Below are 14,636 nucleotides of genomic sequence, written 5' to 3'. Positions count from 1 at the left end.
ACTTTCCCTCTTAAGGAGGATTTAAATGGCAGATTTTCTTGTAATCGTCGAATCGCCAGCAAAAGCGAAAACGATTGAGCGATATTTAGGGAATAAATATAAAGTTAAAGCATCGATGGGCCATGTTCGCGATTTGCCGCGGAGCCAAATGGGTGTCAATGTTGAAAATAGCTTTGAACCAAAATATATTACCATTCGCGGTAAGGGCCCGGTATTAAAAGAATTGAAAACTGCAGCAAAAAAGGCAAAGAAAATTTATCTCGCAGCTGACCCGGATCGTGAGGGGGAAGCAATTGCCTGGCATTTAGCACATAGTTTAGATGTTGATGTTACATCTGACTGCCGTGTTGTTTTTAATGAAATTACGAAAGATGCGATTAAAGAATCGTTTAAGCATCCTCGTCCAATTAATATGGATCTTGTTAATGCGCAGCAGGCACGGAGGATTCTAGACCGGCTTGTCGGCTATAACATTAGTCCATTACTATGGAAAAAGGTAAAAAAAGGGCTTAGTGCAGGCCGGGTTCAATCCGTTGCGGTCCGCCTGATCATTGATAGGGAAAAAGAAATAAATGCGTTTATTCCTGAAGAGTATTGGACAATAGATGGTGAATTTTTAAAAGGCAAAGATCATTTTAGCGGACAGTATTTTTCTTTAGCTAATAAAGAAAAATTTGATCTGAAATCTGAACAGGATGTCCAAACGATTCTACAGCAAATGGACGATAATAAATTCAAAGTCATTTCTGTTACAAAAAAGGAACGAAAAAGAAACCCGGCGCCGCCGTTTATTACGTCCTCCTTACAACAGGAAGCAGCTAGAAAGCTGAATTACCGTGCAAAGAAAACGATGATGCTGGCACAGCAGCTGTATGAAGGGATTGAGCTTGGTAAAGAAGGAACGGTTGGTCTCATTACCTATATGAGAACGGACTCGACCAGAATCTCCGAAGTCGCGCAAACAGAAGCCGCTGAGTACATACGGACTGAATATGGTGAAAATTATTTAAAAGAAGAACAAAGAAAAGAAAAAAAGCAAGCGAAGGCCCAGGATGCCCATGAAGGGATTCGTCCGACAAGTACTTTAAGAGATCCAAATAGTTTGAAGGGGTTTCTGTCAAGGGATCAATTCCGCCTATATAAATTAATTTGGGATCGGTTTTTAGCCAGCCAAATGGCGCAGGCGGTCATGGACACGATGAGTGTTGATTTGCAGAATGGAAATATCCTGTTCCGCGCCAATGGCTCAAAAATAAAGTTTCCCGGCTTCATGAAGCTTTATGTTGAGGGCTCCGATGACCAAGTGGATGGACCAGATAAAATGCTTCCCGACCTTAAAGAGGGGGATGAAGTAATCAAGAAGGATATTGAGCCTAAGCAGCACTTCACGCAGCCGCCGCCAAGGTACACGGAGGCAAGACTTGTAAAAACGTTAGAAGAACTTGGGATTGGCCGGCCATCAACGTACGCGCCAACATTGGACACCATTCAAAAGCGCGGCTATGTAGCACTTGATAATAAACGCTTCGTCCCTACTGAGCTTGGGGAAATTGTTCATGAGGTGATGGTGGAATTCTTCCCGGATATCATAGATGTGGAATTTACAGCGTGGCTGGAAAAAGGATTAGACCATATTGAAGATGTAAAAATGCCTTGGATCGAACTGATTGATGCCTTTTACAAAGAATTTGAGACACATTTAAAAATAGCAGAACAGGAAATGGAAAAAATAGAAATAAAGGATGAACCTGCTGGTGAAAACTGTGAAAACTGTGGCAGTCCAATGGTGTTTAAAATGGGTCGCTATGGGAAATTTATGGCTTGCAGCAACTTCCCGGATTGCCGGAACACAAAACCAATCGTGAAAGAAATCGGTGTTACCTGTCCTAATTGTAAAGAAGGACAGATTATTGAGCGGAAGAGCAAGAAAAAAAGGCTGTTTTACGGCTGTACTAAATATCCGGAATGTGAATTCATCTCTTGGGATAAGCCTCTGTCGCGGCCTTGCCCTAAATGTGAAGGTCTGTTGGTAGAAAAGAAGTTAAAAAAAGGTGTTCAAGTCCAATGCGTTAATTGCGACTACAAGGAAGAACCGCAAAGCTAAGAGTAGAAGAGTGGACAACGTCCACTCTTTTACATTTGTAAAAACATAAAACTTTTTTCTTTTTGTTTCGTATAGTACAATGCAAGATGGACTTAAAATAAGGGGAAAGTAATAATAGTTACTTCGTTCTCGGTGATATACATAAATAATTAGCTTGATTCAGGAGGTTTCTACATGAAAGACGTAACAATAAACGTGGTTGGCGCTGGTCTGGCTGGCAGTGAAGCTGCATGGCAAATCGCTAAGCGGGGGGTAAAGGTGCGCCTTTATGAGATGCGGCCAGTAAAGCAGACACCAGCACACCATACCGATAAATTTGCAGAATTGGTTTGCAGTAATTCACTCAGGGCGAATACGTTGACAAATGCTGTTGGGGTGTTAAAAGAAGAAATGAGAAAGCTTGATTCCGTGATTATTGCTGCGGCTGACGTCTGTTCTGTTCCGGCAGGCGGGGCATTGGCGGTTGACCGTCATGAATTCGCTGCAAAAGTTACTGAACTGGTCAAAAACCATGAGAACGTTACAGTCGTTAACGAGGAGGTAGTCGAAATTCCCGAAGGTCCTACCGTCATTGCGACAGGGCCACTAACAAGTCCGGACCTTTCGGAACAGCTGAAAAGCTTAACGGGTGAGGATTACCTGTATTTTTATGATGCAGCGGCACCGATTCTGGAAAAAGAAAGTATAAACATGGATAAGGTTTATTTGAAATCCCGCTATGATAAGGGGGATGCAGCCTATTTAAACTGCCCAATGACGGAAGAGGAGTTTAATCGTTTTTATGATGCTCTAACCCTTGCAGAGACGGTTCCCTTAAAGGAATTTGAAAAGGAAATCTTTTTCGAAGGCTGTATGCCAATTGAGGTAATGGCAGCAAGAGGGAGAAAGACGATGTTATTTGGACCATTAAAACCAGTTGGTTTAGAGGATCCGAAAACTGGAAAAAGGCCCTTTGCCGTTATCCAGCTGCGTCAAGATGATGCCGCTGGAACTTTATTTAATATTGTCGGATTTCAGACACATTTAAAGTGGGGGGCACAAAAAGAAGTTATTCAGTTAATTCCCGGTCTTGAAAATGCAGAAATTATTCGCTATGGTGTTATGCACCGCAATACCTTTATTAATTCACCAAAGGTGCTGAAAGCAACTTATCAATTCAAAAACCGTGAAGATTTATTCTTTGCCGGTCAAATGACCGGTGTTGAGGGGTATGTCGAATCGGCCGCAAGCGGCTTAATTGCCGGCCTCAATGCTTCCAGATTGGTTCAGGGAATGGACCCAGTTGTGTTTCCTGCTGAAACCGCCATTGGAAGCATGGCTCGTTATATTACAACGGCCAATCCTGGTAATTTCCAGCCGATGAATGCAAATTTCGGATTATTTCCGGAATTGCCTGAAAGGATTAAAGGGAAGCAGGAAAGAAACCTAAAGCATGCAAATCGTGCGTTAGAAACAATTCAGAACTTTGTGAAAGTTTTGTAAAGTTTATTGCAAGGCCTAGCGAAGTATGTTACTATTTAGTAGGCCTTGCGAAGTAAATAGTAAGACAAATGTGAATGTTTTTTTAACTTTACTTATTACGTATTTACAAATGGAGAGAAATTAAGCAGAATATAAAATTGAACATTCCCAACTTGCTATCAGTAATTTCTTTCTTTTCATGAATGAACAAGCGAATAAACAGTTGAAATTACGTATATTGCCCATCGTCGGAGGGTATAAATGAATACAGTTTTCATCACTTTATGTCCTAGATTTATTCTTTTGTTACATATCATACAATACGTAAAAGAAAAATACTCCAAAAGGAGGATTAGCTAAATGGGCCAATTTCATGCAACAACCATATTTGCAATCCATCATAATGGTGAATGCTCGATGTCAGGTGATGGTCAAGTCACATTTGGCAATGCTGTAGTGATGAAGCACACAGCAAAAAAGGTTAGAAAGATATTTAATGGTAAGGTGCTGGCCGGCTTTGCTGGTTCTGTGGCCGATGCTTTCACCCTTTTTGAACTTTTTGAAGGAAAATTAGAGGAGTTTAATGGTAACCTTCAACGTGCAGCTGTCGAGCTTGCGAAGGAGTGGAGAAGCGATAAAATCCTTAGAAAGTTAGAAGCAATGTTAATTGTCATGAATAAGGACTATTTGCTGCTTGTATCCGGCACAGGTGAAGTAATCGAACCTGACGATGGAATTCTCGCAATTGGCTCTGGGGGGAACTACGCATTAGCTGCAGGGCGTTCACTGAAAAAATATTCAGGGGAACATTTATCAGCGAAAGAAATAGCAAAAGCTTCTTTAGAAATAGCTGCGGAAATATGTGTATATACGAACCACAACATTATCGTGGAAGAGCTATAACGGGAAGGAGATTAATAACTATGGGAAGAACAACTAATTTAACCCCCCGCCAAATTGTGGAAAGACTTGACCAATATATTATTGGACAGAAGGATGCGAAGAAGGCGGTTGCGGTGGCACTTAGGAACCGATATCGAAGGGGTTTATTGAATGATAAGCTTCAGGAAGAAATCATCCCCAAAAATATTTTGATGATTGGACCTACTGGAGTTGGGAAAACAGAAATAGCCAGAAGAATTGCCAAGCTTGTCGGTGCCCCGTTTATTAAAGTGGAAGCCACTAAATTTACAGAAGTGGGTTATGTTGGCCGGGATGTTGAATCCATGGTTAGGGATCTTGCGGAAACCTCCGTTCGTTTGGTAAAAGAGGATCGGATGCAAAGCGTAAAAGAACGAGCCGAGGAAAATGCCAATAGCAGGCTTGTTGATTTACTCGTTCCAACAGCTAAAAAAGCAACAAACTATAAAAATCCGCTGGAGATGTTGTTTGGAGGCGGAAATTCCTCTCCCGAGCAAGAGACACATCAGGAAGATTACTCAGTTCAGGAAAAACGAAAGATTGTAAAAGAGAAATTGGCTCTAGGTGATTTAGAGGATGAAATTGTTACCGTAGAAGTCGAGGAGCAGGCTCCGTCCATGTTTGATATGCTTCAAGGCTCAGGAATTGAGCAAATGGGCATGAATATGCAGGATGCGCTCAGCAGTTTTATGCCAAAAAAACGCAAAAAGAGAAAATTAACGGTTCGGGAAGCAAGAAAGGTACTAACAAGCGAAGAGGCTGCAAAGCTAATTGATATGGATGAAGTAACGTCAGAAGCGGTTTATCGTGCCGAACAAACGGGTATTATTTTTATTGATGAAATTGATAAAATCGCCAGTAAAAATTCCGGTGGTTCTTCCGCGGATGTTTCAAGAGAAGGGGTTCAAAGGGATATCTTACCGATAGTGGAAGGTTCGACAGTGGTAACTAAATATGGTTCAGTAAAAACCGATCATATATTATTTATTGCTGCAGGAGCTTTTCATATGGCGAAGCCATCCGATTTAATTCCGGAGCTTCAAGGGCGTTTCCCAATCCGTGTGGAACTAACAAAGCTGACTGTTGAGGACTTCTACAGGATCTTGATTGAACCGGATAATGCTCTTATTAAGCAATATCAAGCATTATTGGAAACAGAAGGTATACAAATTGAATTTTCTGACGATGCTATTCGTAGAATTGCTGAAGTAGCCTTCGAGGTGAATCAAAATACAGATAATATTGGGGCAAGACGTCTTCATACGATATTAGAAAAGCTTTTAGAAGACTTATCTTTTGAAGCGCCGGATATTTCATTGGAGAAAGTCGCGATTACACCACAGTATGTAGATGATAAGCTTGGAGCTATCTCTAAAAATAAAGATTTAAGTCAATTTATCCTTTAGGAACAGGGCCTCTTCAACTTGATTTTTATGGTAGGACTTAGAGGCACATATATACCTATTGCATCAAAAAATGAACAATAAAATTTAATAATGGTTATAGTCAATTAGGAGGAAGAAACACGATGGATTTACTTTCAAAAACAAGAAAAATTAATGTTTTATTACAAAAAGCCGCAGGAAAGCCAGTTAACTTCAAGGAAATGTCAGAGACCTTAAGTGAAACGATTGAAGCGAATGTTTACATTGTCAGCCGCCGTGGGAAGCTTTTAGGCTTTTCTATCTATCAGCAAATTGAAAACGAGCGCATGAAAAAAATGTTCGAGGACCGTCAATTTCCTGAAGAGTATACAAATGGGTTATTTAGTATTCAAGAAACTTCATCAAATCTTGATTTCGAAAGTCAATATACTGCTTTTCCTGTGGAGAACAGAGAGCTATTCCGTGAAGGTTGGACAACAATTGTTCCGATAATTGGCGGCGGGGAGCGTCTTGGTACGTTAATCCTTGCTAGGCTGCAGGAAAAATTCCAAGATGATGACCTTATTCTTGGTGAATATGGTGCAACTGTTGTAGGGATGGAAATTTTACGAGAAAAATCAGAAGAAATTGAAGAAGAAGCTAGGAGCAAAGCGGTTGTTCAAATGGCAATCAGTTCATTATCCTATAGTGAGCTAGAAGCAATTGAACATATTTTTGAAGAACTCAATGGCAGTGAAGGCTTATTAGTTGCTTCAAAAATCGCCGACCGCGTTGGTATTACCCGTTCGGTCATTGTTAATGCTTTAAGAAAGCTTGAGAGCGCAGGCGTAATTGAATCTCGTTCCCTTGGCATGAAGGGAACATATATCAAAGTCTTAAATGACAAGTTTTTAGTAGAACTTGATAAACTAAGATCTAAATAATAATGAATCCTCAGGCATGCCTGGGGATTTTTTTATAAGTTCAGCTTGATTGTTTATAGTACATGTGCTATATTATTTCATGGTGTTAATACACACGCTCTTTGATTTAAGCAGATGGTGCTGTTCACGACAGTTTCTGTTTAAAAATGAAAGGAGCGGAGGAAATCAAACCATTAGGAGGAAATAACATGTCAGTCATTTCAATGAAGCAATTGCTTGAAGCTGGTGTACACTTCGGACACCAAACTCGCCGTTGGAACCCTAAGATGAAGAAATATATCTTCACAGAGCGTAACGGTATCTACATCATCGACCTTCAAAAAACAGTTAAAAAGGTTGAAGAAGCATATAACTGGGTAAAGGAACTTGCTGGTAACGGCGGAACAGTTCTATTTGTTGGTACAAAAAAACAGGCTCAAGATTCTGTTAAAGAAGAAGCAGGCCGTTCTGGCATGTACTATGTTAACCAACGTTGGTTAGGTGGTACATTAACAAACTTCGAAACAATCCAAAAGCGTATTGCCCGCTTAAAAGATATCGAAAGAATGTCTGAAGACGGAACTTTCGAAGTATTACCGAAAAAAGAAGTTGTTCAATTAAAGAAACAACAAGAACGCCTTGAAAAATTCTTAGGCGGTATCAAAGATATGAAACAGCTTCCTGATGCACTTTTCATCATCGACCCTCGTAAAGAGCGTATCGCAGTTGCAGAAGCGAAGAAATTAAACATTCCTATCGTAGGTATTGTTGATACAAACTGTGATCCAGATGAAATCGATGTAGTGATTCCAGCGAATGACGATGCGATTCGTGCGGTTAAGCTTTTAACAGGTAAAATGGCAGATGCCATCCTTGAAGCTAAACAAGGCGAAGAGGTACAAGCGTAAATAGAAAAGCGGAATCGCCTTGTTCAGCCCCGACAAGCATAAGACGAGCGCTTAGGAAGGCCGTTTTTAGCCTTCCTAAGTGATTGGCTTATGACCTCGAGGGGCTAGGCGATGGAGCTAGACATTTCTAGTGATTTCATGAAAAGGTGATAAGAGGGAACCCCTTTATCACCTTTTTTTAAAGAAACTATTTAAAGAAAAGTTTTATCTTAAGAGTCATTGGCAAAGATAGGGGTACATAGATAAATAAGGAGGAAATAAACTATGGCAGTTACTGCTCAAATGGTAAAAGAACTTCGTGAAAAAACAGGCGCAGGTATGATGGATTGTAAAAAAGCTCTTACAGAAACAAATGGTGATATGGAAAAAGCGATTGATTTCTTACGTGAAAAAGGAATCGCAAAAGCTGCTAATAAAGCGGACCGTATTGCGGCTGAAGGGTTAACTTCTATTTTAACAGACGGTAACGATGCAGTTATTCTTGAAGTAAACTCTGAAACAGACTTTGTTGCGAAAAACGAAGGTTTCCAAACACTTGTGAAAGAACTTGCTGAACATCTTATTAAAAACAAACCTGCAACTGTTGAAGAAGCGACAGCGCAAACAATGGAAAACGGTGAACTTGTTGCCGACCATATCAACGCTGCAATTGCGAAAATCGGAGAAAAACTTTCCCTTCGTCGTTTTGAAGTCGTTTCAAAAACAGATAATGATGCATTTGGCGCTTACCTTCATATGGGTGGACGCATTAGCGTGCTTACAGTTCTTGAAGGGACTACAGATGCCGATGCTGCTAAAGATGTATCGATGCACATCGCTGCGCTAAGACCAAAATATGTTTCTCGTGATCAAGTTTCACAAGAAGAAGTTGAGCGTGAGCGTCAAGTATTAACTACTCAAGCTCTAAACGAAGGAAAACCAGAAAACATCGTTGCTAAAATGGTAGAAGGACGTCTTGGAAAATACTTTGAAGATGTATGTGTCCTTGACCAAACTTTCGTTAAAAACCCTGATCAAAAAGTGCGTCAATTTGTTGAATCTAAAGGTGCAACTTTACGCGAATTCGTACGTTACGAAGTAGGCGAAGGCATCGAGAAGCGTGAAGATAACTTTGCAGAAGAAGTTATGAACCAAGTAAACAAACAATAGTCAAATATTCTCTAGCGTAAAACAAACAAGTTTTAAGGGAATGTTACTGTAATAGCTTTTGAATAGGGGACACGGTGTGTTCCCTATTTTTAAAGGAAATGGTGAAAAAATTTAGTATCTAGCTCCAGCGCCTGACAAAGGCGCTTACGCTTTAAAAATATACATACGGAGGTTTATATGAGCGGTCCTAAGTACAAACGCGTGGTTTTGAAATTGAGCGGAGAAGCACTTGCAGGTGAATCGAGCTTTGGAATTAAACCTTCTGTTATCAAATCGATTGCGATTCAAGTAAAGGAAATAGCAGAGCTCGGAGTTGAAGTTGCAGTCGTTGTTGGCGGCGGCAACATTTGGCGCGGGAAAATCGGCAGTGAAATGGGCATGGATAGAGCGACAGCCGATTATATGGGAATGCTTGCTACGGTCATGAATTCTTTAGCACTTCAAGATAGCTTGGAGCATTTAGGGATTGAATCCCGTGTGCAAACGTCCATTGAAATGCGCCAGGTAGCTGAGCCTTACATTAGACGACGTGCCATTAGGCATCTTGAAAAAAAGCGAGTTGTCATTTTTGCTGCGGGTACAGGTAATCCTTATTTTTCTACAGATACAACGGCGGCATTAAGAGCAGCGGAAATTGATGCGGAAGTCATTTTAATGGCGAAAAACAATGTGGATGGGGTTTATTCTGCTGACCCGCGAGTTGATGCAAATGCTACGAAATACGAAGACCTATCATTCCTGGATGTTCTTAAGGAAGGATTAGCTGTCATGGATTCCACTGCTTCTTCCTTATGTATGGATAATGATATCCCACTTATTGTTTTCTCGATTATGGAACAAGGAAATATTAAAAAGGCCGTTATGGGTGAAAAAATTGGAACTATCGTTAGGGGGAAACATTAATGCCAAAACAAGTCATCTCTACAACAAAGGATCGAATGTCAAAAGCGATTCAGTCTTATTCACGCGAGCTTGCCAGCATTCGTGCCGGAAGAGCAAGTGCTTCATTGCTTGACAGAATTACGGTTGATTATTATGGTGCACCAACTCCTGTTAACCAAATGGCGGGGATTTCTACACCAGAAGCTAGACTGCTTGTTATTCAACCATATGATAAATCCATACTAGGTGACATTGAAAAAGCAATCCTTAAGTCTGATTTAGGATTAAATCCAACAAATGACGGGATGGTCATTCGTCTTGCGATTCCACAATTGACAGAAGAGCGCCGCAAGGAACTTGTGAAATTAGTTAAAAAAGAATCAGAAGAAGCTAAAGTTGCCGTCCGTAACATTCGCCGTGATGCCAATGATGATTTGAAGAAATTGGAGAAAAATGGCGACATTACCGAAGATGCTCTTCGCGGCTATTCTGATGATATTCAAAAGCTAACAGACGAAAATATTACTAAAATTGATCAAATTACCAAAGATAAAGAAAAAGAAATTTTAGAAGTGTAAATTGCTTCCGGATTTCCGGATTTCTAGTAAGAACCCTCTTCTTAGGGGGTTTTTTTCACTATATTTAAACCTTTTTCAATTTGTATATATTGCATTGGACTTTCTCTGATTTATTATTCTTCATTTCTTTAAATTTACATAAGTTATTTAGTAGAGATATCTTCTAGCTTTTTTGGTATGATAAGAGCATGCTACCCTGACATTCCTTTACATAACAATAGACCGGGTTCGATGGAAATGATTTATTATCGGAGGAAATGATTAACTAATTGAGGAGCAATGTTATGTTTAATAAATTTTGGCTAAGGAAGAACCGAAAAGATTCTTCCACACTCCGAGATAAGATAGAAGAAATAAAAAAAATGCCTGTTCCTAATCATGTGGCGATTATTATGGATGGCAACGGACGGTGGGCAAAGAAACGGGCGTTACCACGGATTGCCGGCCATCACGAAGGCATGAAAGTTGTTCGAAAAACGACGATGCTGGCAAATAAGCTTGGAATCAAAACGCTGACATTATATGCTTTTTCGACTGAAAACTGGAAACGTCCAAAAAATGAAGTGGAATATATCATGAGGCTGCCTGAAGAATTTTTAGGTACATTTCTTCCTGAATTAGTTGAGAATAATGTTCAAGTGAAAATGATGGGATATAAAAATCAGCTTCCCGTACATACACTGCATGCAATTGAAAAAGCTATAGAAGAAACAAAACATAATAATGGACTAGTCTTAAACTTTGCCTTGAATTATGGAAGCAGATCAGAAATTGTCGATGCCGTTAAGCAAGTCTTAAATGATTGTAATAATGGTATACTGAAGGAAACAGAACTAGACGAGAAAACCTTCTCATCCTACATGATGACGGCAAATTTTGCTGATCCGGACTTATTAATCCGGACTAGCGGCGAAATACGTTTGAGCAACTTTATGCTCTGGCAATTGGCATACTCCGAACTTTGGTTTACAGATGTATTATGGCCAGATTTTAGTGAGGAGCATTTGCTGGAAGCAATAGAAACCTTCCAAAATCGCCAGCGTCGGTTTGGCGGTTTATAGAACAAAAAAAGGTGTTGAACTAGTAGATGAAGCAAAGAATCATAACAGCAGTCGTTGCCGCGGCATTATTTTTGCCGATTGTATATTATGGTGGAATTCCACTTGTACTTTTAACGTATTTTTTAGCGACAATAGGTTTGTATGAGTTATATAAAATGAAAAACCTAAACATCTTTTCAGGTCATGGATTATTATCAGTCTTGTTTCTTTGGTCTATCCTTTTCCCTGAGAAATATAAGCATGTCCTAGATACTTTCTATTATTCAAAGACAGAGCTGTGTATTGTGTTCATTCTTTTATTATTAGCATTTACAGTCATAACAAAGAATCGTTTTACATTTGAAGACGTTTCATTCTCCATCCTATCTGCCCTTTATGTAGGTATTGGCTTTTACTTTTTCTTTGAAACAAGGGTGGATGGTGGACTTGTCTATATTTTATATTCCTTATTTATGATTTGGGCGACGGATTCAGGGGCTTACTTTATCGGGAAAGCATTAGGAAAGAGAAAGCTTTGGCCGGAAATCAGTCCTAACAAGACGGTTGAAGGATCTATCGGCGGTGTCGTATGTGCAGTCATTGTAGGGGGGTTATTTGTATTATTCACTGATATTAAAGGCTCGATAATCGGAATAACAATCGTGCTTTCTGTTTTCGGACAAATTGGTGATTTAGTCGAATCGGCATTTAAGCGACACTTTAACGTAAAAGATTCCGGAAACATATTACCGGGACATGGCGGCATCCTCGATCGCTTTGACAGTTTATTATTTGTCTGGCCATTATTACACTTTTTCCATCTATGGTGATTTTAGCATGTGCTTTACTTTTTAGGAGATGAAATCTGTGAAAATTATTAGTTTAATGGGAGCAACAGGGTCGATTGGTACCCAGACATTGGATGTAATTCGCGAGCATCCAACAGAATTTAAATTGGCTGCCATTTCGGTAGGTAAAAATATAGACTTGGCTCGAAAAATGATTGTAGAATTTCAGCCCGAGCTTGTTTCTGTACAAGATTATCATGACTGTAATACATTAAAAGCAGAATTCCCACATATAAAATTAACATATGGTAATGAAGGACTAATTGAAATTGCGGTTTATGAAAAGGCAGATATTCTTGTAAATGCCGTTCTTGGCAGTGTTGGTTTAAATCCTACATTACAGGCAATTGAATGCGGAAAAACAATTGCAATAGCAAATAAAGAAACACTTGTTACCGCTGGCCATTTGGTTATGGATGCTGCCAAAAGGAATAATGTTTCGCTGATTCCAGTTGATAGTGAGCATTCCGCTATTTTTCAGGCCTTGCAGGGAGAAAAAGAGAAAAATATTGAGAGATTAATTTTAACTGCTTCAGGGGGCAGCTTTCGGGATCGCTCCCGGAAAGAATTAGAACATGTAACAGTCCAAGAAGCCTTAAACCATCCGAATTGGTCAATGGGGGCGAAAATCACGATAGATTCCGCAACCATGATGAATAAAGGGTTGGAAGTAATTGAGGCACACTGGCTGTTTCAAATACCTTATGAAAAAATTGATGTACTGCTCCATAAAGAGAGTATCATTCATTCAATGGTTGAATTCCATGACAGCAGTATTATTGCTCAACTAGGAACACCTGATATGAGAGTGCCAATTCAATATGCACTTACATACCCGGATCGACTACCTCGTTTATCCGCCAATCGATTGGATTTGGCGCAGATTGGCAAACTGCATTTTCAAGAAATGGATGTTGAGAGGTTCCGCTGCCTTCATTTTGCTTATATCGCTGGTAAAGAGGGTGGAACGCTGCCAACTGTTTTGAACGCTGCTAACGAAGCGGCAGTCGCAGCGTTTTTAGAAGGGAAGATTCGTTTCTTACAGATTGAAGATTTGATTGAGAAGGCATTAAGCTTTCATCAAACCATAGCGCACCCAAGTTTAGCTGTAATCCAAGAGGTAGATAAGGAAACGAGGCAGTATGTTACTTCACTTCTATAAAAAAGGTGGTTTTATATTTGAGTACAGTTATAGCCTTTATTATCATTTTTGGCGCACTCGTCTTCTTTCATGAATTAGGTCATTTTATTTTCGCGAAACGGGCAGGAATCCTTTGCCGCGAATTTGCAATCGGTATGGGTCCGAAAGTGTTCACACATAAAAAAGGAGAAACAACCTATACGATTCGATTATTGCCAATTGGCGGATTTGTCCGTATGGCAGGCGAAGATCCAGAAATGGTAGAAATTAAACCGGGATACCGGATTGGTCTTTTGTTTGACAAGGAAGAAAAAGTAGAAAAAATTATCCTTAATAATAAAGAAAAGTTTCCTAATTGCCGGATTGTTGAAGTGGAGTATGCGGATATTGAACGGGAATTAGTCATTAAGGGTTTTCCGGAAGATGAAAATGAAAGCTTACGAACATTTTCCATTCATCCACAGGCGGTTATTGTTGAAAATGGGGTGGAATCACAAATTGCCCCAATTGATCGGCAATTTGGTTCAAAAACGTTATGGCAAAGATTCTTAGCGATTTTTGCTGGTCCAATGATGAACTTTGTCCTTGCCTTCTTTGTGTTTATTATCATCGCTTTACTACAGGGAGTGCCTTCGAATGAACCAAAATTGGGCGAAGTCACCCCTGATGGAGCTGCCAAAACTGCAGGTCTTAAACAAGGGGATGTCGTCCAGAGTATTAATGGCTCAGAAATTTCAAGCTGGGAAGATGTCGTCCATATGATCCGAAAAAATCCAAATAAAAAACTTGATTTCACAGTCACTCGTGATAGTAAAGAAATGGAGATTCCCGTCACACCGCTCGAAAAGACAGTTGAAGGCAAGAAACTGGGAATCATCGGTGTTTACAGCCCCGTCGAAAAATCTCCGGTCCAAGCTGTAAAATCCGGGTTCACTGAAACCTATTTCTGGACAACACAAATTTTTGTGATGGTTGGAAAGCTAGTTACTGGTCAGTTTTCAATCGATGCGCTATCTGGTCCTGTTGGGATTTACAATTCAACTGCTGAGGTAGCCAAATCAGGAATTTATTATTTAATGAAGTGGGCAGGAATTTTAAGCATTAACCTAGGGATAATGAACCTCTTACCAATTCCCGCGCTCGACGGCGGCAGATTGATGTTCTTTGCTGTTGAAGCTGTAAGAGGGAAACCAATTGACCGTCAAAAGGAAGGGATGGTTCACTTTATTGGATTTGCCCTCCTTATGCTGCTAATGCTTGTTGTTACCTGGAATGATATACAAAGATTTTTCTTGTAATATGGTAAGGGGCCGTGAA

13 protein-coding genes are annotated in these 14,636 nt (G+C 39.9%); all 13 read left to right on the top strand.

Features of this window, described 5'->3' with window-relative positions:
* The first annotated feature begins 25 nt into the window (after nucleotides 1–25).
* Nucleotides 26–2,104, top strand: coding sequence for a type I DNA topoisomerase (gene topA, locus ACIQCO_RS02055; RefSeq protein ID WP_400425307.1), 2,079 nt, complete (start codon nucleotides 26–28; stop codon nucleotides 2,102–2,104).
* A gap of 174 nt (nucleotides 2,105–2,278) precedes the next feature.
* Nucleotides 2,279–3,586, top strand: a complete 1,308-nt coding sequence (gene trmFO, locus ACIQCO_RS02050; protein ID WP_400425304.1) for an FADH(2)-oxidizing methylenetetrahydrofolate--tRNA-(uracil(54)-C(5))-methyltransferase TrmFO — start codon at nucleotides 2,279–2,281, stop codon at nucleotides 3,584–3,586.
* Between the two features lie 339 nt (nucleotides 3,587–3,925).
* Complete coding sequence (hslV, locus tag ACIQCO_RS02045) at nucleotides 3,926–4,468, top strand: ATP-dependent protease subunit HslV (protein ID WP_387318856.1); 543 nt, start codon at nucleotides 3,926–3,928, stop codon at nucleotides 4,466–4,468.
* A 20-nt stretch (nucleotides 4,469–4,488) separates the two neighbouring features.
* Nucleotides 4,489–5,892 (top strand): ATP-dependent protease ATPase subunit HslU, encoded by a 1,404-nt coding sequence (gene hslU, locus ACIQCO_RS02040; RefSeq protein WP_400425300.1) that lies wholly within the window; start codon nucleotides 4,489–4,491, stop codon nucleotides 5,890–5,892.
* A 122-nt stretch (nucleotides 5,893–6,014) separates the two neighbouring features.
* The gene (codY, locus tag ACIQCO_RS02035) at nucleotides 6,015–6,794 is read left to right on the top strand and encodes a GTP-sensing pleiotropic transcriptional regulator CodY (protein WP_400425297.1); all 780 of its coding nucleotides are present in this window, start codon (nucleotides 6,015–6,017) and stop codon (nucleotides 6,792–6,794) included.
* Between the two features lie 188 nt (nucleotides 6,795–6,982).
* Nucleotides 6,983–7,681, top strand: coding sequence for a 30S ribosomal protein S2 (rpsB, locus tag ACIQCO_RS02030; RefSeq protein ID WP_024026817.1), 699 nt, complete (start codon nucleotides 6,983–6,985; stop codon nucleotides 7,679–7,681).
* A gap of 264 nt (nucleotides 7,682–7,945) precedes the next feature.
* A complete protein-coding gene (gene tsf, locus ACIQCO_RS02025; RefSeq protein ID WP_400425292.1) occupies nucleotides 7,946–8,830 on the top strand; it encodes a translation elongation factor Ts in 885 nt (294 codons plus the stop codon).
* 177 nt (nucleotides 8,831–9,007) lie between these two features.
* Nucleotides 9,008–9,733 carry a UMP kinase gene (gene pyrH, locus ACIQCO_RS02020; RefSeq protein ID WP_400425289.1) on the top strand — a complete coding sequence of 242 codons (726 nt, stop codon included), beginning with the start codon at nucleotides 9,008–9,010 and terminating at the stop codon, nucleotides 9,731–9,733.
* On the top strand, nucleotides 9,733–10,290 hold the full coding sequence (gene frr / locus ACIQCO_RS02015) for a ribosome recycling factor (protein ID WP_400425286.1): 558 nt from the start codon (nucleotides 9,733–9,735) through the stop codon (nucleotides 10,288–10,290). Before pyrH ends, frr begins: the two co-directional genes overlap by 1 nt.
* 284 nt (nucleotides 10,291–10,574) lie before the next feature.
* Nucleotides 10,575–11,351 carry an undecaprenyl pyrophosphate synthase gene (locus ACIQCO_RS02010; RefSeq protein WP_400425283.1) on the top strand — a complete coding sequence of 259 codons (777 nt, stop codon included), beginning with the start codon at nucleotides 10,575–10,577 and terminating at the stop codon, nucleotides 11,349–11,351.
* Nucleotides 11,352–11,377: 26 nt separating this feature from the next.
* Nucleotides 11,378–12,160, top strand: coding sequence for a phosphatidate cytidylyltransferase (locus tag ACIQCO_RS02005; RefSeq protein ID WP_400425280.1), 783 nt, complete (start codon nucleotides 11,378–11,380; stop codon nucleotides 12,158–12,160).
* Nucleotides 12,161–12,197: 37 nt separating this feature from the next.
* The gene (dxr, locus tag ACIQCO_RS02000; protein ID WP_400425277.1) at nucleotides 12,198–13,340 is read left to right on the top strand and encodes a 1-deoxy-D-xylulose-5-phosphate reductoisomerase; all 1,143 of its coding nucleotides are present in this window, start codon (nucleotides 12,198–12,200) and stop codon (nucleotides 13,338–13,340) included.
* Between the two features lie 17 nt (nucleotides 13,341–13,357).
* Nucleotides 13,358–14,617: an RIP metalloprotease RseP gene (rseP, locus tag ACIQCO_RS01995; protein ID WP_400425274.1), complete on the top strand. Its 1,260-nt coding sequence runs from the start codon at nucleotides 13,358–13,360 to the stop codon at nucleotides 14,615–14,617.
* Nucleotides 14,618–14,636: the final 19 nt, after the last annotated feature.

The sequence above is a fragment of the Neobacillus sp. NPDC093127 genome, from assembly GCF_044754175.1.
Taxonomy (GTDB): Bacteria; Bacillota; Bacilli; order Bacillales; family Cytobacillaceae; genus Neobacillus.
This window is presented reverse-complemented; position numbering and strand designations above follow the sequence as displayed.

What these genes read in the sequence shown, in the direction of transcription:
- topA (WP_400425307.1), top strand. Translation starts at nt 26, where the DNA reads ATGGCAGATTTTCTTGTAATCGTCGAATCGCCAGCAAAAGCGAAAACG.
- rpsB (WP_024026817.1), top strand. Translation starts at nt 6,983, where the DNA reads ATGTCAGTCATTTCAATGAAGCAATTGCTTGAAGCTGGTGTACACTTC.
- frr (WP_400425286.1), top strand. Translation starts at nt 9,733, where the DNA reads ATGCCAAAACAAGTCATCTCTACAACAAAGGATCGAATGTCAAAAGCG.
- tsf (WP_400425292.1), top strand. Translation starts at nt 7,946, where the DNA reads ATGGCAGTTACTGCTCAAATGGTAAAAGAACTTCGTGAAAAAACAGGC.
- ACIQCO_RS02005 (WP_400425280.1), top strand. Translation starts at nt 11,378, where the DNA reads ATGAAGCAAAGAATCATAACAGCAGTCGTTGCCGCGGCATTATTTTTG.
- ACIQCO_RS02010 (WP_400425283.1), top strand. Translation starts at nt 10,575, where the DNA reads ATGTTTAATAAATTTTGGCTAAGGAAGAACCGAAAAGATTCTTCCACA.
- codY (WP_400425297.1), top strand. Translation starts at nt 6,015, where the DNA reads ATGGATTTACTTTCAAAAACAAGAAAAATTAATGTTTTATTACAAAAA.
- trmFO (WP_400425304.1), top strand. Translation starts at nt 2,279, where the DNA reads ATGAAAGACGTAACAATAAACGTGGTTGGCGCTGGTCTGGCTGGCAGT.
- pyrH (WP_400425289.1), top strand. Translation starts at nt 9,008, where the DNA reads ATGAGCGGTCCTAAGTACAAACGCGTGGTTTTGAAATTGAGCGGAGAA.
- hslV (WP_387318856.1), top strand. Translation starts at nt 3,926, where the DNA reads ATGGGCCAATTTCATGCAACAACCATATTTGCAATCCATCATAATGGT.
- hslU (WP_400425300.1), top strand. Translation starts at nt 4,489, where the DNA reads ATGGGAAGAACAACTAATTTAACCCCCCGCCAAATTGTGGAAAGACTT.